The 17,280-nt window shown below is 73.3% G+C and carries 15 protein-coding genes and 1 riboswitch; of the genes, 8 read left to right on the top strand and 7 right to left on the bottom strand.

The window, feature by feature from the left end:
* Window positions 1-17: 17 nt before the first annotated feature.
* Window positions 18-1,298 carry a threonine synthase gene (gene thrC, locus ACZ6MA_RS12915; protein ID WP_469433354.1) on the bottom strand — a complete coding sequence of 427 codons (1,281 nt, stop codon included), beginning with the start codon at window positions 1,296-1,298 and terminating at the stop codon, window positions 18-20.
* A gap of 16 nt (window positions 1,299-1,314) precedes the next feature.
* Window positions 1,315-1,455, bottom strand: a riboswitch (SAM riboswitch).
* 174 nt (window positions 1,456-1,629) lie between these two features.
* Between thrC and ACZ6MA_RS12910 the strand changes: the two genes are divergently transcribed.
* Together ACZ6MA_RS12910 and ACZ6MA_RS12905 are read left to right on the top strand one after the other, a co-directional pair.
* The gene (locus ACZ6MA_RS12910; protein WP_469433353.1) at window positions 1,630-2,577 is read left to right on the top strand and encodes a glucosyl-3-phosphoglycerate synthase; all 948 of its coding nucleotides are present in this window, start codon (window positions 1,630-1,632) and stop codon (window positions 2,575-2,577) included.
* Between the two features lie 52 nt (window positions 2,578-2,629).
* Window positions 2,630-4,093: an alpha,alpha-trehalose-phosphate synthase (UDP-forming) gene (locus ACZ6MA_RS12905; RefSeq protein WP_469433352.1), complete on the top strand. Its 1,464-nt coding sequence runs from the start codon at window positions 2,630-2,632 to the stop codon at window positions 4,091-4,093.
* Window positions 4,094-4,348: 255 nt separating this feature from the next.
* On the opposite strand, the gene otsB is transcribed toward ACZ6MA_RS12905, so the two are convergent.
* The 3 genes from otsB to ACZ6MA_RS12890 all read right to left on the bottom strand — a co-directional run bounded on the left by otsB (window position 4,349) and on the right by ACZ6MA_RS12890 (window position 6,880).
* Entirely contained in the window at window positions 4,349-5,203 is an 855-nt protein-coding gene (otsB, locus tag ACZ6MA_RS12900; RefSeq protein WP_469433350.1) for a trehalose-phosphatase, read from the bottom strand.
* A gap of 104 nt (window positions 5,204-5,307) precedes the next feature.
* Window positions 5,308-5,592: a DUF3263 domain-containing protein gene (locus tag ACZ6MA_RS12895; RefSeq protein ID WP_469433348.1), complete on the bottom strand. Its 285-nt coding sequence runs from the start codon at window positions 5,590-5,592 to the stop codon at window positions 5,308-5,310.
* Window positions 5,593-5,602: 10 nt separating this feature from the next.
* A complete protein-coding gene (locus ACZ6MA_RS12890; protein WP_469433347.1) occupies window positions 5,603-6,880 on the bottom strand; it encodes an extracellular solute-binding protein in 1,278 nt (425 codons plus the stop codon).
* A gap of 183 nt (window positions 6,881-7,063) precedes the next feature.
* On the opposite strand from ACZ6MA_RS12890, the gene ACZ6MA_RS12885 reads away from it, so the two are divergent.
* The 5 genes from ACZ6MA_RS12885 to ACZ6MA_RS12865 all read left to right on the top strand — a co-directional run bounded on the left by ACZ6MA_RS12885 (window position 7,064) and on the right by ACZ6MA_RS12865 (window position 12,882).
* The gene (locus ACZ6MA_RS12885) at window positions 7,064-7,996 is read left to right on the top strand and encodes an SIS domain-containing protein (protein WP_469433345.1); all 933 of its coding nucleotides are present in this window, start codon (window positions 7,064-7,066) and stop codon (window positions 7,994-7,996) included.
* 491 nt (window positions 7,997-8,487) lie between these two features.
* A complete protein-coding gene (locus ACZ6MA_RS12880; protein ID WP_469433344.1) occupies window positions 8,488-9,531 on the top strand; it encodes an ROK family protein in 1,044 nt (347 codons plus the stop codon).
* Complete coding sequence (gene nagA / locus ACZ6MA_RS12875) at window positions 9,531-10,688, top strand: N-acetylglucosamine-6-phosphate deacetylase (protein WP_469433343.1); 1,158 nt, start codon at window positions 9,531-9,533, stop codon at window positions 10,686-10,688. Before ACZ6MA_RS12880 ends, nagA begins: the two co-directional genes overlap by 1 nt.
* 184 nt (window positions 10,689-10,872) lie before the next feature.
* Window positions 10,873-11,793, top strand: a complete 921-nt coding sequence (locus ACZ6MA_RS12870) for a 1-phosphofructokinase family hexose kinase (protein ID WP_469433342.1) — start codon at window positions 10,873-10,875, stop codon at window positions 11,791-11,793.
* A gap of 237 nt (window positions 11,794-12,030) precedes the next feature.
* Complete coding sequence (locus tag ACZ6MA_RS12865) at window positions 12,031-12,882, top strand: class II fructose-bisphosphate aldolase (protein WP_469433340.1); 852 nt, start codon at window positions 12,031-12,033, stop codon at window positions 12,880-12,882.
* Between the two features lie 12 nt (window positions 12,883-12,894).
* Here the strand turns inward: ACZ6MA_RS12865 and ACZ6MA_RS12860 are convergent, their stop codons facing one another.
* Window positions 12,895-13,830 carry a carbohydrate-binding protein gene (locus ACZ6MA_RS12860; protein WP_469433338.1) on the bottom strand — a complete coding sequence of 312 codons (936 nt, stop codon included), beginning with the start codon at window positions 13,828-13,830 and terminating at the stop codon, window positions 12,895-12,897.
* A gap of 197 nt (window positions 13,831-14,027) precedes the next feature.
* Window positions 14,028-15,740, bottom strand: coding sequence for a diguanylate cyclase CdgB (gene cdgB / locus ACZ6MA_RS12855; RefSeq protein WP_469433337.1), 1,713 nt, complete (start codon window positions 15,738-15,740; stop codon window positions 14,028-14,030).
* A gap of 369 nt (window positions 15,741-16,109) precedes the next feature.
* Here cdgB and ACZ6MA_RS12850 point away from each other — a divergent pair, with 369 nt between their 5' ends.
* A complete protein-coding gene (locus ACZ6MA_RS12850) occupies window positions 16,110-16,610 on the top strand; it encodes a flavin reductase family protein (RefSeq protein WP_469433335.1) in 501 nt (166 codons plus the stop codon).
* Between the two features lie 141 nt (window positions 16,611-16,751).
* Here the strand turns inward: ACZ6MA_RS12850 and arfB are convergent, their stop codons facing one another.
* Window positions 16,752-17,180 carry an alternative ribosome rescue aminoacyl-tRNA hydrolase ArfB gene (gene arfB / locus ACZ6MA_RS12845; protein WP_130879338.1) on the bottom strand — a complete coding sequence of 143 codons (429 nt, stop codon included), beginning with the start codon at window positions 17,178-17,180 and terminating at the stop codon, window positions 16,752-16,754.
* Between the last annotated feature and the right edge of the window lie 100 nt (window positions 17,181-17,280).

The raw sequence follows: 17,280 nt of genomic DNA, 5'->3' as shown, positions 1-17,280 counted from the left end.
GGGGCAGGGCGCGGGGCTCAGCTGCCGGCGAGGCCCGCCGCGCGGAACGCGTCGAGGCTCGGCCGGATGGTCGCGGAGGGCCCGGTGGTCGGGGCGACGGCGTCCAGGGTCTTCAGCCCGTCACCGGTGTTCAGCACGACCGTCGTCAGGGACGGGTCCAGCACTCCGGCCTCGATCAGCTTCCGGGTGACGCCGACCGTCACCCCGCCCGCCGTCTCCGCGAAGATGCCCTCGGTGCGGGCCAGCAGCTTGATCGCGTCGACGATCTGGGCGTCGGTGACGTCCTCCACCGCGCCGCCGGTCCGCCGTGCGATGTCGAGCACGTACGGCCCGTCGGCCGGGTTTCCGATGGCGAGGGACTTCGCGATCGTGTCGGGCTTCACCGGGCGCACGACGTCGTGGCCGTCCTTGAAGGCGCGCGAGACCGGCGAGCAGCCCTCGGCCTGGGCGCCGAAGATCTTGTACGGCCGGTCCTCGACCAGACCGAGCGCGATCAGCTCCTTGAGCCCCTTGTCGATCTTCGTGAGCTGTGAGCCGGACGCGATGGGCACGACGATCTGGTCCGGCAGCCGCCAGCCGAGCTGCTCGCAGATCTCGTAGGCGAGGGTCTTGGAGCCCTCCCCGTAGTACGGGCGGAGGTTGACGTTGACGAAGCCCCAGCCCTCGCCGAGCGGGTCGCCGATCAGTTCGGAGCAGAAGCGGTTGACGTCGTCGTAGGTGCCCTCGATGCCGACGAGGTCACCGCCGTAGACGGCGGCCATGACGACCTTGCCCGCCTCCAGGTCGTGCGGGATGAACACGCAGGACTTCAGGCCCGCGCGGGCGGCCGCGGCGCCGACCGCGCCCGCCAGGTTGCCGGTGGAGGAGCAGGAGAGGGTGGTGAAGCCGAAGGCCCGGGCGGCCTCGACGGCGATGGCGACGACGCGGTCCTTGAAGGAGTGCGTGGGGTTGCCGGAGTCGTCCTTGACGTAGAGACCGCCGGTGACGCCCAGTTCGCGGGCGAGGTTTTCGGCCTTGACCAGCTTGGTGAAGCCGGGGTTGAGGCTGGGCTTGTCCGCCACGTCGGCGGGGACGGGCAGCAGCGGGGCGTAGCGCCAGATGTTCTCCGGGCCGGCCTCGATCCGGCGGCGCAGCGCCTCGGGGTCACCGGTGGGCAGGTCGTAGGCGACTTCGAGCGGTCCGAAGCAGACGGCGCAGGCGAAGACCGGTCCGAGGTCGAAGCGCTCCTGGCACTCGCGGCACGAGAGGCCGACGGCGGGTCCGAGAGCGACGGGGGTGGCGACAGTGTGCACAGCCATGAGGCGAGGCCCTTTCTCCTCATCTTCCCCGTGGCGAACGTCGCCACGGGACGGAATTGGCACCTTCCCCACCGGGAGCCTCGCGGAGTACGCGGGACCGGCGGGAGGGTTGCCGGGGCTTCAACGGGCCGTATCCCTCTGCCCCTCTGGATGAGCGGTATGGCACTGGGCGCGGCCCAGGCGTTTGTGCGCACGACGACCCCGACATACGAAGGCCGTCCGCGTTGTTCAAGACTGTAACGGAAGGCACGGACGCCCGAACCAGTCGTCCGTACCGCGAGATGGGTCACATCCCGGCCACATCCCGAAGCCCCGCTAAGGAGTCGTACAGGTGCTGGAAGAGGTGGAGCGCTGGCTGGCCCGGCGTTCCTGGTCCGCCGCAGACCGTCCGCTCGACCGGATTCTCGCCGCCAAGCGCGGCGCCGGCACCACGGTCAGCGTCGTCCTGCCGGCGCTGAACGAGGAGGCGACGGTCGGTGCGATCGTGACGACGATCCGCCGGGAGCTGATGACCGAGGCGGTGCCGCTGGTGGATGAACTGGTGGTGCTGGATTCGGGTTCCACCGACCGTACGGCCGTGGTCGCGGCGGCGGCCGGGGCGCGGGTCGTGCACCGGGACGAGGTGCTGCCGCGGCTGCCCGCGCTGCCCGGCAAGGGCGAGGTGCTGTGGCGTTCGCTGCTGGCGACCGAGGGTGACATCGTCTGTTTCGTCGACGCCGACCTGCGGGACTTCTCGGCCGGCTTCGTCTCCGGCATCGTCGGTCCGCTGCTGACCGATCCGGAGGTGCACTTCGTCAAGGCGATGTACGACCGTCCGCTCGGCGAGGCCGTGGGCCAGGGCGGCCGGGTGACGGAGCTGGTGGCCCGCCCGCTGCTGAATCTGCACTGGCCGCGGCTGGCCGGCTTCGTCCAGCCGCTGGGCGGCGAGTACGCGGCCCGCCGGTCGCTGCTGGAGCGGCTGCCGTTCCCCGTCGGCTACGGCGTCGAACTCGGGCTGCTGGTGGACGCGCTGCACACCGTGGGCCTGGACGCGCTGGCCCAGGTCGACGTGGGGGTGCGCAAGCACCGGCACCAGGACGGGCGGGCGCTGGGCCGGATGGCCGCCGCGATCTACCGGACCGCGCAGCTCCGACTGGCCCGCGGCCATCTGGTGCGCCCCTCGCTGACCCAGTTCGAGCGCACCGCGGAGGGGTTCGTTCCGCGGACGTACCCGGTGGACACCGAGGAGCGGCCGCCGATGACCGAGGTGCCCGAGTACGCACAGAGGCACGCCGCGTAACCGTCCCTCGTGCGTACGTTTGAGTGCTTCCCGCACTGGCAAGGCTGCCGACATGGTCGCTGAGCACGTCGCCCCGATTCTCGTCGCATCCAACCGCGGACCCGTCTCCTACAAGCGACGCGAGGACGGCTCGCTCGCGGCGGGCCGGGGCGGAGGCGGGCTGGTGTCGGGCCTCAGCGCGATCGGGACCGACGCCGGCGCCCTGTGGGTGTGCGCCGCCCTGGGCGACGGCGACCGCGAGGCCGTCCGCCGCACGGGCGGCGGGCTCGACCCGGCCGACACCGGCGGCATGCGGGTGCGGATGCTCGACATCGCGCCCGAGGTCTTCACCGCGGCGTACAACGGCATCGCCAATTCCGTGCTGTGGTTCGTCCACCACCTGCTCTACCAGACCCCCCTGGAGCCCGATTTCGACGCGGACTTCCGCGCCCAGTGGGCGGCCTACGAGGCGTACAACGCCGCTTTCGCCGACGCGCTCGCCGAGGAGGCCGCGCCGGGCGCCACGGTCCTCGTCCAGGACTACCACCTGACGCTGGTGCCGGGCCTGCTCCGCGAGCGGCGCCCGGATCTGCGCGTGGGCCACTTCTCGCACACCCCCTGGGCCCCGCCGGACTACTTCCGGATGCTGCCGGACGACGTGGCCGAACAGGTGCTGCGCGGCGTGCTGGGCAGCGACCGCGCCGCCTTCCTCACCCGCCGCTGGGCCGAGGCGTTCGCCGCGTGCTGTGCCGACGTGCTGGGCGCGGAGATCGTACGCGGGGGCGACGGGCCCGACGGCGCGCTGTCGGTGGCCTTCGAGGGCCGTACGACCCGGCTCGGCGTGCACGGCCTCGGTGCCGACGCCGACTTCCTGCGCGAGCGGGCGCACCGCCCGGACGTCGAGGAGCGGATGGCCGCGCTGCGCGAGCAGATCGGTCCCGACCGCAAGACGATCGTCCGCGTGGACCGCACCGAGCTGTCCAAGAACATCGTGCGCGGCCTGCGCGCCTACCGCCGGCTGCTGGAGACGCGGCCGCAGTGGCGGGGCAAGGTGGTGCACGTCGCCTTCGCCTACCCCTCCCGGCAGGACCTGGCCGTCTACCGCGACTACACGGCCGAGGTGGAGCGGGTCGCCCAGGAGATCAACGCCGCGTTCGGCACGGCGGACTGGCTGCCGGTCGTCCTGCACGTCAAGGACGACTTCGCCCGCTCGCTGGCCGCGTACCGGCTCGCCGACGTGGCCCTGGTCAACCCCATCCGCGACGGGATGAACCTGGTGGCCAAGGAGGTCCCCGTCGTCTCCGACCACGGCTGCGCGCTGGTCCTCTCCCGGGAGGCCGGGGCGTTCGCGGAGCTGGGCGAGGACGCGATCACCGTCAACCCGTACGACGTGGAGGCCACGGCCCGCGCCCTGCACGAGGGCCTCCTCATGGACCCCGCCGAACGCGCGGAGCGCACCAAGCGACTGACCACGGCGGCCACGGCGCTGCCGCCGGCACGGTGGTTCTTGGACCAGTTGCGGGCGTTGCGGGGGTAGCCGGTTCTTTGGCCTTGGCCTGACCGGCGGTTCTTTGGCCTGCGGGCCGTCGTTGCCGCCCTTCGCCTGGCCGGCGGTTCTTCGGCCCGCGGGCCGTCGTTGCCGCCTGCGGCGGCGAGCGCCCTGCGGGCGCGTCCTCAAGCGCCGGACGGGCTGGTTTTGGCTGAGGCCGACCACATCAAGCCCGTCCGGCGATTGAGGACAACCGCCGCGCAGCGGTGGTGTCGCGCACCAAACGGCGCGCTCACCCTCCCGTCAGGGAGCCAGGCGGTGCGCGAGGGCGTCGAGGAGGTTCACGACCCCGGTCGGGCCGTCGACGACGAGGTCCGCGCGCTCGGCGAGTTCCGCGACCTCCGAGCTGCCGCTGCACACCAGCGTCCCCCGCAGCCCCTCGGAGCGGAGCTTCTCGACCGCCGCGAAGGCCGCGAGGTCACCGAGGTCGTCACCCGCGTAGAGCACGGCCGAGGCGTCGACCTCCTTGAGGTACTCGGCGAGGGCGACGCCCTTGTCCATGCCGGGCGGGCGCAGTTCCAGGACCATCCGGCCCGGTTCGAGGATCAGCCCGTGCCGCTCGGCGAGGGCTTCCAGCGGCCCGCGCAGGGCGTCGAAGGCGGCCTGCGGATCGGGGGCGCGGCGGGTGTGGACGGCGATCGCACGGCCGCCCTTGTTCTCGATGTGCAGGGTTTCCACCCAGGTGCCCTGCCAGCTTCCGGACCGGTCCAGCACCCCCGGCAGCTCGGCATGGACGGCGGCGACGCCCGGGTGCGGGGCGGGGGCGTGCACGCTCCCGGTGACCGCGTCCCAGCGCTCGGCGCCGTAGTGGCCCAGTACGACGAGGTGCTCCAGACCGGGCACCCCGGCGAAGCCGCCGTAGCGGACCGCGACCCCGGCCGGGCGGCCGGTGACCACGGCGACGGAGCCGAGGAGGGGCGCGAGCCGGGCGAGGGCGGGCACGGCGCCGGGATGGGCGCGGGCCTGCTCGGGGTCCGGCACGATGTCGGCGAGCGTGCCGTCGAAGTCGAGCGCGACCACGGCACGGCCGGGCCGCGCCAGCAGCGCGGCCAGTCCGTCGCGTCCGGCGGATGTCACGGGATCGGGAAGAGGACCCATGCGTCCGACCCTATCGGTGCGGGGGCAGGGGATGACCCCTGCGGGTCCGATCACCCGCACCACCGACCGCTGCGCGGCGGTTGTCCTCAAGCGCCGGACAACGACTACCGCCGCCCGCGCCGAGCGTCCCGCACGCGGCGTAGCCGGTTGACGGTGACCGGGTCGTGCGCAAGGGCCCTCGGGTCGTCGAGGAGGGCGTTGAGCAGCTGGTAGTAGCGGGTCGGGGTGATGCCGAGCCGCTCGCGGATCTCGCGCTCCTTCGCCCCGGGGCCGGGCCACGTGCGCCGTTCCAGGGCGAGCAGGGCACGGTCCCGGTCGGAAAGCCCGCCGGGCGACGGCACGGGCTCCGGACCGGCGCCCGGCCCCGGGTCCTCCGACGGCGGGTTCACAGGCCGCAACCTAACGCCCCGCGTTCTCCGTCGCCATGGCCTCGCGCTGGATCTCGCCGAGCACCGCGGCCGGGTCGCCGCCCTTCTGGACGGTCGAGCCGATCTTCTCCTTGATCGCCTTGCTGACCTTCGCCCAGGACGTCTTGTCCGCCGGGTAGAACTCCGCGTTCGGCAGCTCCTTCAGGAAGGGCCGGAGCGGCTTGTGCTGGTCGTCCTTGGCCATCGCGGCGGACGCGGGCGTGGTCACCGGCAGCAGGTCGTACTGGGTGGTGAAGTCCAGCACGTTCTCCTTGCTGTAGACGAAGTCGAGGAACGCGCCGACCTGCTCGCGGTGGCCGTTCTGCTTGAAGCCCATCATCCAGTCGGCGACGCCCATCGTGGACCTGGCCTTGCCGCTCACACCGGGCAGCGGGACCATCGTGTACTTGATGCCCTTGGCGTCGGCCTGCTGCATCAGCGTCGGGTGGCCGTTGAGCATACCCACCTCGCCGCGCGTGAACGCGTCGAAGACTTCCTGCCGGTTGGTGCGGGCGGGGTCGCCGCTGCCGGTGAGGCCCTTGCCGACGAGTTCGTCGCGCAGCCACTCGAAGGTCTTGATGTTCTCGGGCGACTCGATGGTGTACGTGCCGATGTTGTTGGTGTAGCTGCCGCCGCCGCTGAGCATCCACATCATGGTCTCGGCCGGTGCCTCCTCCGGGCCGAGCGGCAGCCCGTAGGGGATCTTCACGCCCGAGACCTGGAGCTTCTTCGCGGTGGCCTGCAGCTCGGACCACGTCTCGGGGGCCTTGGCGATGCCGGCCTTGTCGAAGAGCTTCTGGTTGCAGAAGAGCAGGCGCGTGCTGGCGACGAACGGCAGACCGTACTGCACCCGGTGCACCTCGCCCGCCTTGGCGATCGAGGAGATGAAGTCGGCCTGGGTGGGGATGGAGAGCATCTGCTCGGCGCTGAAGAGCTTGCCGGCCGCGGCGAAGTCGGCGTAGGCGCCGATCTGGGCGAGGTCGGGGGCCTTGCCGGCCGCGACCAGGTCGGCGACCTTCTTGTCGACCTCGGTCCAGCTGTAGACGTCGACCTTGACCTTGATGCCCTTGTGCGCGGATTCGAACTCGCGGGCGAGGCGGTCCCAGTACTTCTTGGAGCTGTTGGTCGGCTTGTCGCCGTAGTCCGCCGCGATCAGCCGGATCGTCTTGTCCCCGCCGGTCGCTTCGCCACCGCATGCCGTCAGTGCGGGCGCCAACGCCGCCGTGGCGGCACCTGCCGCCGTCAGACCCAAGAAACGCCGCCGCTGCACTGCTGCTTCCCACCCTTGAGGTTGGTGATTTGTCCGCTGGAGACCGTGAGTCTCTCCCGCTCGCCACCTTACGGGCTACCCGCTCGGGGTCTCGCTTCGGTATCGCCCTTCCCCCCATGTCACACGGGGTGCTATTCACGGTGCTGACCGTTACCCGCACGCCCCCGCAAGGAGCACCCGCGCATGGAACAGTCCGCTCGCCCCTCCTCCCGTACCGCCGTGGAGATCGCCACCCAGCCCGACTGCTGGCGCCGCGCGGCCGAGGCCGCGGCCGGGGCGCCGGGGCTGCCCCTGCCCGGTGAGCGGGTGGCCGTCACCGGCTGCGGCACGTCCTGGTTCATGGCCCAGGCCTACGCGGCGCTGCGCGAGGCCGCCGGGCAGGGCGAGACGGACGCCTTCGCGGCGTCGGAGTTCCCCGCCGGCCGCGCGTACGACCGGGTCGTGGCGATCACCCGCTCCGGCACCACGACCGAGGTGCTGGCCCTGCTGACCGCGCTGCGCGGCCGGACGCCGACGCTGGCGCTGACCGCCGATCCGAAGACGCCCGTGCGCGCGGCGGCGGACACGGTGGCGGTGCTGGACTGGGCGGACGAGGAGTCCGTCGTCCAGACCCGCTTCGCGACGACGGCCCTGGCGTTCCTGCGGGCGGGCCTCCAGGCGCACGGCCCGCTGCCGGCCGGGGTGCGCACGGTCGCCGAGGCGGCGGCGGACGCGGAGCGGGCCGTCACCGAGCCGCTGCCGCCGTCGGTGCTCCGGGCGGAGCAGTGGACTTTCCTGGGGCGCGGCTGGGCGTACGGGCTGGCGCAGGAGGCGGCCCTGAAGATGCGGGAGGCGGCGGGCGCCTGGACGGAGGCGTATCCGGCGATGGAGTACCGCCACGGGCCGATCGCGATCACGGCCCCGGGCCGGGTGGCATGGCTCTTCGGCCCCCGGCCGGACGGCCTGGCGGCCGACATCGCGGCGACGGGCGGCACGCTGATAGCCGACGGCTCCCGGCTGGACCCGATGGCGGACCTGATCCGCGCGCAACGCCTGGCGGTAGCGGTGGCCGAATCCCACCACCACGACCCCGACCACCCCCGCCACCTCACGCGAAGCGTGATCCTCCCCGACTGACCTCCCCCGCCGGCCGGCCTGCCGAACTCTGTCCTCAATCGCCGGACGGGCTGGTGCACTGTCCTCAATCGCCGGACGGGCTGGTGCGCTGTGTCCTCAATCGCCGGACGGGCTGGAAGGGCCGGGCCCAGCCACTCAAGCCCGTCCGGCGTTTGAGGACGCGCCCGCAGGGCGCCGGCCGCCGCAGGCGGCAAGACGGACCCGCAGCGGGCTGAGGCCCGTAGCCCCCGGCCCGAGGCGGCGCCGGACAGGCTGAGGGCCGAGCCCAGCCGAAACAAGCCCGTCCGGCGATTGAGGACGCGCCCGCAGGGCGCTCGCCGCCGCAGGCGGCAAGACAGGCCCGCAGTGGGCCAAGGCCCGTACCCCACCAGCCCGCCGCAGGCGAAAAGGCGCCGCACCCGGCAACAAACCCCCACCCCGACACAGCAGGGGCAGCAGCCTGCCGACAAGTGGACTAGACCTTTCATACGCACTCGCGCCAGACTGTCCCCGTGAGACACGTCATCGCGCTCGATGTGGGCGGCACCGGCATGAAGGCCGCCCTGGTCGGGCCGGACCACGAGCTTCTGTACGAGGCCAGGCGGCCCACCGGCCGGGACCGGGGTCCGGACGCCGTCGTCGCCGGGATCCTCGACTTCGCCGACGAGCTGCGCTCGGTCGGGTGGGAGCGGTACGGCCGGCGGGCCGAAGCGGCGGGCGTCGCCGTGCCCGGCATCGTCGACGAGGCGAACGGCGTCGCCGTCTACGCCGCCAACCTCGGCTGGCGTGACGTCCCCCTGCGCGCCCTGTTGAGCGAGCGCCTCGGCCGGGTGCCGGTCGCCCTCGGCCACGACGTACGCACCGGCGGCCTCGCCGAGGGCCGGATCGGGGCGGGGCGGGGCGCCGACCGGTTCCTGTTCGTACCACTCGGCACCGGCATCGCCGGGGCCATCGGCATGGACGGGCGCATCGAGGCCGGGGCCCACGGTTACGCGGGCGAGATCGGCCATATCGTCGTCCGGCCCGGCGGCCCGGTCTGCGGGTGCGGCGGGCGCGGGTGTCTGGAGACCATCGCCTCCGCCTCCGCCGTCAGCCGCGCCTGGGCGACGGCCTGCGGCGACCCGGACGCCGACGCCGCCGACTGCGCGGCGGCCGTCGCGGCGGGGAACGCCGCAGCCCGCGCGGTCTGGCGGGACGCGATCGACGCGCTCGCCGACGGCCTCGTCACCGGCCTCACCCTGCTCGACCCCCGTACGTTGATCATCGGTGGCGGGCTCGCGGAAGCGGGGGAAACGTTGTTCGCACCGCTGCGCGCGGCCGTCGCGGAGCGGATCACGTTCCAGAAGCTCCCGGCCATCGTTCCGGCGGCGCTCGGTGACACCGCCGGGTGCCTGGGGGCGGGTCTGCTCGCCTGGGACCTGCTCACCGCCGAAGCGGCCGGACCGGCCGGACCGGCGGGCCCGACCGGCCCGACCGGCACGCCCGGCCACGACGACCCCGCGCCACGCCCCACACTCCCCACCCCATCCCCCGAGTCCACGGAGGTATCCGCCTGATGGTCGAACGAACGGTTCTCACCGGCGCCCGCGTGGTGCTGCCGGCCGGCGTGGCCCACGACGGCCGCGTCGTGGTCGAGGGTCGGCGCATCGTGGACGACACGGCACGGGAGGAGCCGTCCGCCCTCGATCTCACCGGCCACTGGATCGTCCCCGGCTTCGTGGACGTCCACGTGCACGGCGGCGGCGGGGCGTCGTTCTCCGCCGGCAGCGCCGAGGAGGCGCTCACCGCCATCGCGACGCACCGCGCGCACGGCACGACGACCATGGTCGCCTCGACCGTCACCGGCGATCTGGACGACCTCGCCCGGCAGGCGGCCGTCCTGGCCGAGCTGACCGAGCAGGGCGACCTGGCGGGCATCCACTTCGAAGGCCCGTTCATCTCCCCGCACCGCTGCGGCGCGCACCAGCCGGGGCTGCTGCGCGACCCCGACCCGGCGGACGTGCGCAAGCTGATCGACGCCGCGCACGGCACGGCCCGCATGATGACGCTGGCCCCGGAGCTGCCGGGCGGCCTGGAATCCGTGCGGATGCTCGCCGACAGCGGCGTCATCGCGGCGGTGGGGCACACCGATTCCACGTACGAGGCCACGCTGGAGGCCATCGACGCGGGCGCGACGGTCGCCACCCACCTCTTCAACGCGATGCCGGGGCTGCTGCACCGCGCGCCCGGCCCGATCGCCGCGCTGCTGGAGGACGAGCGGATCACCGTCGAGCTGATCAACGACGGCACGCATCTGCATCCCGCCGTGCTGGAGCTGGCCTTCGCCCGGGCGGGCGCGGACCGGGTCGCGTTCATCACCGACGCGATGGGCGCGGCCGGCATGACCGACGGCATGTTCCCGCTCGGCCCGATGCGGGTCGAGGTCAAGGACGGTGTCGCGCGGATCGCCGACGGCCCCACGGCGGGCTCGATCGCGGGGTCGACGCTCACGCTGGACACGGCGTTCAAGCGCGCGGTGACCATCGACGGGCTGCCCGTCGAGGACGTCGTACGGGCCCTGTCGGTGAACCCGGCCCGGCTGCTGGGCATCGCCGACCGGGTCGGTTCGCTGGAGCCCGGCAAGGACGCGGATCTGGTGGTGCTCGACGACGCGTACGACCTGGTGGGCGTCATGCGCAAGGGCGAATGGCTGGTAAAGCCCGAAGTACGGTAATTCGCACCGCCCTTGACGGGCGACGGAACAGCGGCGGCGGGTCCCCAGGTCTGGGCCTGCCGCCGCTGTTTTGGCATGATCGCTCGCGCCGGGGCGTCCACGAACCCCCGGTACGGACAGCAGGGTTGCCGTCACACGGTCCCGCACGACGTGCCCGCACGACGGCCCCGGGAGGGAGACGCCGGTGATCCTCACCGTCACGCTCAACGCCGCGCTCGATCTGACCTACCGCGTCCCACGGCTGCGTCCGCACACCGCGCACCGCGTCACCCACGCCGCCGAACGCCCGGGCGGCAAGGGGATCAACGTGGCCCGGGTGCTGGCCGCGCTGGGCCACGACACCGTCGTGACGGGCTTCGCGGGCGGCGCGACGGGTGACATCCTGCGGCGCCACCTCGGCCGGGGCCCGGCCCGGGTCACCGACGCCCTCGTCACCCTCTCCGGCGAGACCCGCCGCACGGTCGGCATCGTCGACGAGTCCACCGGCGACTCGACGCAGCTCAACGAGGCCGGGCCGGACGTCGCCCCGGAGGAGTGGGCCGCGTTCGGGGACGCCTACCGGCGGCTGCTGCGCGACGCCGAGGCCGTCGCCCTGTGCGGGAGCCTGCCGCCGGGCGTGCCGGTGGGGGCGTACGCGCAGCTCGTACGGGCCGCGCGGGCGGCCGGGGTGCCCGTGCTGCTGGACACCGCCGGGGAGCCGCTGCGGCGCGGCATCGCCGCCCGGCCGGACGTGGTCAAGCCCAACGCCACGGAACTCGCCGCGCTCACCGGCTCCACCGAGCCGCTGCGCGCGGCGCACGACGCCCGGCGGCGCGGCGCCCACGCCGTCGCCGCGTCCCTGGGCCCGGACGGGCTGCTGGCCGTCACCCCCGAGGGCACCTGGCGCGCCGCGCCGCCCCGCCGGCTGACGGGTAATCCGACGGGCGCCGGGGACTCCGCCGTCGCGGGTCTGCTGTCCGGCTGGGCCGAGGGCCTGTCCTGGCCGGACCGTGTCGCCCGGGCGGTGGCCCTGTCGGCCGCGACCGTACGGGCCCCGGCGGCGGGCGAGTTCGACCGCGCGACGTACGAGGGTCTGCTGCCGCAGGTGAAGGTCGCCGAGGTATGACGGCCCGCCAGCCCGGGGCCGGCCGGACGCGACGGCCCGGCGGGCACGGGCCACAGCGGCGCGGCGTCACCCGGCGGCCGCCGTCGGGTGAAGGCCGCCCGGGGATGACGGCGCGGCCGTCCACCGCCACGGCCCCACGGCGGCGCGTCACCGGCCGGCGGGTACCGCCGGCACCGGATGGGCCCCGCCACCGCGCGGGGACACGAGGGCCGTTACGGCCGGAGGGTTGAGGCAGCCATGCCACTCGTCAGCACCGCCGAACTCGTCACCGAGGCCCGCGCCGCCGCCCGCGCGGTCGCCGCCTTCAACGTCATCACCGTGGAGCACGCGGAGGCCATCGCGGCGGGCGCCGAGGCCGCGGGGACGGGCGCGGTGCTGCAAGTGTCCGAGAACGCGGTGAAGTTCCACGGCGGCGACCTCGCGCCCATCGCCGCCGCCACGGCCGCCGTCGCCCGCGCCTCGACCGCGCGCCTCTCGCTCCACCTCGACCACGTCGAGGACGTGGCCCTGCTGCGTGCCGCGCACGCGCACAGCTTCGGCTCGGTGATGTTCGACGCGTCCGGGCGCGGCTACGGCGAGAACGTCAAGGCGACGGCGGAGGCGGTGCGTTGGGGGCACGAGCGCGGCATGTGGGTGGAGGCGGAGCTGGGCCGGGTGGGCGGCAAGGCGGGCGAACCCCCGCTGGACGCGCACGCCCCGGGCGTACGGACCGACCCGGCCGAGGCGGCCGCCTACGTGGACGACACCGGGGTCGACGCCCTGGCCGTCGCCGTCGGCAGCTCGCACGCCATGACCGAACGCACGGCGGCCCTCGACCACGACCTGATCACGCGACTGCGGGACGCCGTGCCCGTGCCCCTGGTCCTGCACGGCTCCTCCGGCGTCCCCGACCCGGAGCTGCGCCGGGCGGTCGCGGCGGGCATGGTGAAGATCAACGTCGGTACGGCCCTGAACACGGCCTTCACCGGCGCGGTCCGCACCTTCCTCGAAGCCCACCCCCAGGCCGTCGACCCGCGCCGGTACCTGGCACCGGCACGGGAGGCGATGGCCCGCACGGTGACGGGCTTCCTGCGGACCGTCAGCGGGTGACGGCCCGGAGCGTCAGCCGTTCTTGGGCGAGATCCAGAGCTGGTCGAGGTGCACGTCGCACGAATTGCCGGCCTCGCAGGAGAGCCTGAGGATGTTCGTGCCCTCGTTGAGCCTGACCAGGGACCAGGTGGTCTTCCACCCGTTCTCCCAGTCCTTCGTGCCGCCGAAGTTCTTCATGTTGATGGGCCGGGAGTCGGCCTTGCCGTTGGCGGAGATCGTGAGGGCGGCGTCCGTGCCGGGCACGCCGTAGCGCGCGTTCAGCCGGTAGTCGCCCGCCTTCTCGACGTCGACCTTCCACTCGACGCCGGCGCCCTGCTTGTTCATGCCCGCGATGTAGAGGCCGCCGTCGCCCAGCGCGCCCGGCACGGTCTTCTCCGTGACCGCGCCACCGCTGAGCCGCAGGCTCGCCGCGTCCTCCTTGGGCAGCTTGGCGGGCTTGCGCTTCGCCGGCTCGCTCTTCTTCGTCTCGGCGGGCTTGTCACCCTCCGCGGGGGTCGGCTTGCTCTCGCCGCCGCCGTCCGCGGTGTTCCGCTGTTCCTTCTTCTCGCCCGAGCTGTTGGTGAAGATCGCGACGCCGATACCGGCCACGACGACCGCGACCACGGCTATGGCGGCGACGAGCGGCCCGCGCCGCTTGGCGGAGCCGCCGCGTCCGCCCTGGGCGGGGGGCTGGGGGGCGCCGCCGCCGGGGAGGGTCTCGGGGGCGGCGTAGTGCGGGGCGGGGGCGCCGCCCGGGGGCTGCTGGCCGTAGGTGACCTGCTGCTGGGGCTGCTGGCCGTACTGGCGCGAGCCGACCGGGCGGACCTGGTTGTACGACGTACGGGGGACGCCGGGCTGGTGTGCCGGCTGACCGCCGTCGGTGCCGCCGTCGCCGCCTTCCGAGCGGTACAGGTAGCCGAACGGGTCGTCGCCCTCCGGCGTGCCCTGGCCGTTATTACCCGCCGTCATCCCCTGTCACTCCCAACATGGTGTTGCCCATCGGCACCCACTGCGTACGCGCCTGAACCCGCGGCCGTGGCGGCCGGGGGTCCGGCCGGCTACCGCGGGTTCGGATGGCCAAAATTCATGATCGATTCACGGTCGGCGTCGGTGCCGCATCGGCGCAGCCTACCCCGATCGGGGGACCGTACGCCGTGGTCTGGACCTCAGCCCGCCCGCCGCCCGGCCTTGGACCGGGACCGCTTCTCGACGTACATCCGCTGGTCGGCGGAGGCGAGGACCTCCTCCGCGGACATTCCGCACGCGGCCCAGCCGATGCCGAAACTGGCCCCCACGCGGACCGCCCGGCCTTCCACCCTTATGGGCGGAATGATGGCATTGCGTAGCCGGACGGCCAGATCCTCCGCGTCCGCGAGCCCCAGCCCGTCGGCGAGCACGACGAACTCGTCGCCGCCGAGACGGGCCACCGTGTCACCGTCGCGCACGCCGTTGCTCAGCCGGCGGGCGACCTCGATCAGCACGGCGTCACCGGTGTGGTGACCGAACCGGTCGTTGATCGACTTGAAGCCGTCGAGGTCGCAGAAGAGGACGGCCAGGCCCTTGACGCCGTCGTCGGCCTCCTCGTCGGGCGCGATGGTGTGCACATGGTGGTCGTACCCGGTCTCGGGCCCGCCGCGGTACTCGTCGGGGGCGCAGTCGCCGCGCTCCACCGCGTAGTCCGGGCCGACGTCCGCGCCGAAGCCGTGCCCGTAGGCGGCGCTCTCGACCTCGGCGAAGCCGTCGAGACAGCCGTACGGCCCGACGGCCGCCGCCGCGTGCGTCTCGCTGCCCGCCGGACGGTCGCAGAGCCGGCTGCCGAGGCGGGCTCTCAGCTCGGCGCTGTTGGGCAGCCCGGTCAGGGAGTCGTGGCTGGCCCGGTGCGCGAGCTGCAGCTCGTGGCGCTTGCGCTCCTCGATGTCCTCGACGTGGGTGAGCAGGAAACGCGGCCCGTCGGCGGCGTCGGCCACCACGGAATTGCGCAGCGAGACCCAGACGTAGGTGCCGTCACGGCGGCCGAGGCGCAGCTCGGCCCGGCCGCCCTCGGCGGAGGTGCGCAGCAGGGTGCCGACGTCCTCGGGGTGCACGAGGTCGGAGAAGGAGTAGCGCCGCATCTGCGAGGCGGACCGGCCGAGCAGCCGGCACAGGGCGTCGTTGGTGCGGTGCAGCCGGCCGTGCTGATCACCGCCCATCTCGGCGATGGCCATGCCGCTGGGCGCGTACTCGAAGGCCTGGCGGAAGCTTTCCTCACTGGCGCGCAGCGCCTGCTGTTCCCGTTCCAGTCTGACCAGGGCGCGCTGCATATTTGCGCGCAGACGAGCGTTACTGATCGCAATCGCGGCTTGGAAGGCGTACATCTGGAGCGCTTCGCGCCCCCATGCGCCGGGGCGGCGACCGTTGCGCGGTTTGTCGACCGAGATGACCCCGAGCAGTTCGCCGCCCGAGGCCCCCGCGGTGTACATCGGGGCGAAGAGGCGGTCCATGGGATGCCACTCGTCGGCGAAGCGCGGGGCGGGTCCGGTGGTGTGCCACTGCGGGACGTCGTCGTCGTCGAGGACCCAGCCCTCGGTGTACGGGATGAAGCGCAGATCGCCCCAGTGGTCGCCCATCGAGAGCCGGCGCTCCCAGGAGACGCGTGAGCCGACCCGGCCCGCCATCAGGGCCTCCGCCCCGGCGCTGCCCGCGACCGCGGCCACGACGAGGTCCCCGTCGGGGCGTACGAGATTGACGGCCGAGAGCTCGTAGCCGAGCCCGGCGATGATGCCGTCCGCCACGGTCTGCAACGTGTCCGCGAGGCTGCGCGCGGTGTTCAGATCGGCGACCACCTGATGCAACTGCCTCAAGGTCGCCAGGCGGACATACGGCTCCGACTCGGTCTCCATAGCTCGCTCTCCCCCGAGACCCCGACAGCAACTCCAGGCTTCTTGTCGTCCGCTTACCACGGCCACTGAATCACAGCGAGCTGACCACTCGGTACACAGGGTCAACAATTACCGCCCTCTGTGACCCATGTCACAGAGGGCGGTGGAGTCCTACCACTGGCGTTCGACGGCGTTCTTATGCTTCCTGAACGCAAATCCGGAACGGTTGCGGCCTATGCCCCGCCGGGCTTTACGGAGACGGCCTAGGACCCCCGGTCGGCCCCGGCTGGTCCCCCCGCCCGATGCGCCACGGCGGGCGGGGCGGCTAGCGTGCTGAGCGTGTTGCAGACGACTACGCCCCCCGAGACCGCCATAGCCCATCCTGGTGGGGTGAGCGCCGACGAATTCCGTGCCGCCCTCGCCCGCCTCGCCGCCGGTGTGGTGCTGGTGACCGCGCACGACCCGGAGGACGGCCCGCGCGGCGAGGACGTCGGCATGACGGCGACGGCCTTCCTGTCCGTCTCCCTCGAACCGCCGCTGGTCATGGTGAGCGTCCGCAACGGCTCACGGATGGACGATCTCCTGGCGGAGCAGCCGCTGTGGGCGGTGTCCGTCCTCACCGAAAGCCAGCGTCACATCGCGGGACGTTTCGCCATGAAGGGCCGCATCAGCGACCGGCTGCTCTTCGAGGACATCGCGTACACGCGCGGCGAGGCCTCGGGGGCGCCGCTGGTCGGGGGCGCCCTGGCGGTGCTGGAGTGCCGGACCGAGCAGCGGGTGGTGGCCGGTGATCACACACTGGTCATCGGCCGGGTACTGACGGCGGCCGCCCCGACATCGGAAGCCGGACCCCTGACGTACTTCCGGGGCCGGTACCGAACACTGGCCTGAACGGGCTCTCCTCAATCGCCGGACGGGCTTGTTTTCAAGCCCGTCCGGCGATTGAGGACACGCCCGCAGGGCGCCCGCCGCCGCAGGCGGCAAAGACGGCCCGCGGGCCAGAGAAACCGCCGGCCAGGCGAAAGGCACGGCCTAAGACCAGTCGCGCCCGGAACGCCCCCGCTTCGTGTCGCTCCGCTGCTTCTTGTTCCGCAGCCGCCGCTCGTTGATCCCGCGCGGGATCTTCGTCGCGCGCCGGGGCCGCGGCGGCGGCGCCGTGGCCTCGGCCAGCAGCGCGGCCAGCCGTACGGCGGCCGTCTCCCGGTTGCGCCACTGCGAGCGGTGCTCGGAGGCCCGCACGGTCACGACCCCGCCGACCAGCCTGCTCTCCAGCCGGGCGAGCGCGCGCTCCTTCCACACCGGCGGCAGCGCCTCGGTGCGGGCGAGGTCGAACCGCAGCTCGACCTGGCTGTCGCTGGTGTTGACGTGCTGGCCGCCGGGGCCGGAGGAGCGCGAGAAACGCCACATCAGCTCGGCCTCCGGCAGGGAGACCGAACCGCGGATGACGTGTGGACCGGACATGACACCCATGATCCCGTGCCGGGGCCGGGCGCGTCACCTCTTTTTGCGCCCGCCTCCGCGACACCCCGCATCAGGAATTGGCAAAGAAAGTAAAGCGGGC

Source organism: Streptomyces sp. NPDC042259 (genome assembly GCF_055582085.1).
Note: the sequence above shows the minus strand (reverse complement) of the source record. Positions and strands in the feature narration are given on the sequence as shown.

Coding starts and splice junctions, on each gene's coding strand:
- nagA (WP_469433343.1), top strand. CDS start 9,531: ATGGTCGAACGAACGGTTCTCACCGGCGCCCGCGTGGTGCTGCCGGCC.
- ACZ6MA_RS12865 (WP_469433340.1), top strand. CDS start 12,031: ATGCCACTCGTCAGCACCGCCGAACTCGTCACCGAGGCCCGCGCCGCC.
- cdgB (WP_469433337.1), bottom strand. CDS start 15,740: ATGGAGACCGAGTCGGAGCCGTATGTCCGCCTGGCGACCTTGAGGCAG.
- ACZ6MA_RS12905 (WP_469433352.1), top strand. CDS start 2,630: ATGGTCGCTGAGCACGTCGCCCCGATTCTCGTCGCATCCAACCGCGGA.
- ACZ6MA_RS12860 (WP_469433338.1), bottom strand. CDS start 13,830: ATGACGGCGGGTAATAACGGCCAGGGCACGCCGGAGGGCGACGACCCG.
- arfB (WP_130879338.1), bottom strand. CDS start 17,180: ATGTCCGGTCCACACGTCATCCGCGGTTCGGTCTCCCTGCCGGAGGCC.
- otsB (WP_469433350.1), bottom strand. CDS start 5,203: ATGGGTCCTCTTCCCGATCCCGTGACATCCGCCGGACGCGACGGACTG.
- ACZ6MA_RS12885 (WP_469433345.1), top strand. CDS start 7,064: ATGGAACAGTCCGCTCGCCCCTCCTCCCGTACCGCCGTGGAGATCGCC.
- thrC (WP_469433354.1), bottom strand. CDS start 1,298: ATGGCTGTGCACACTGTCGCCACCCCCGTCGCTCTCGGACCCGCCGTC.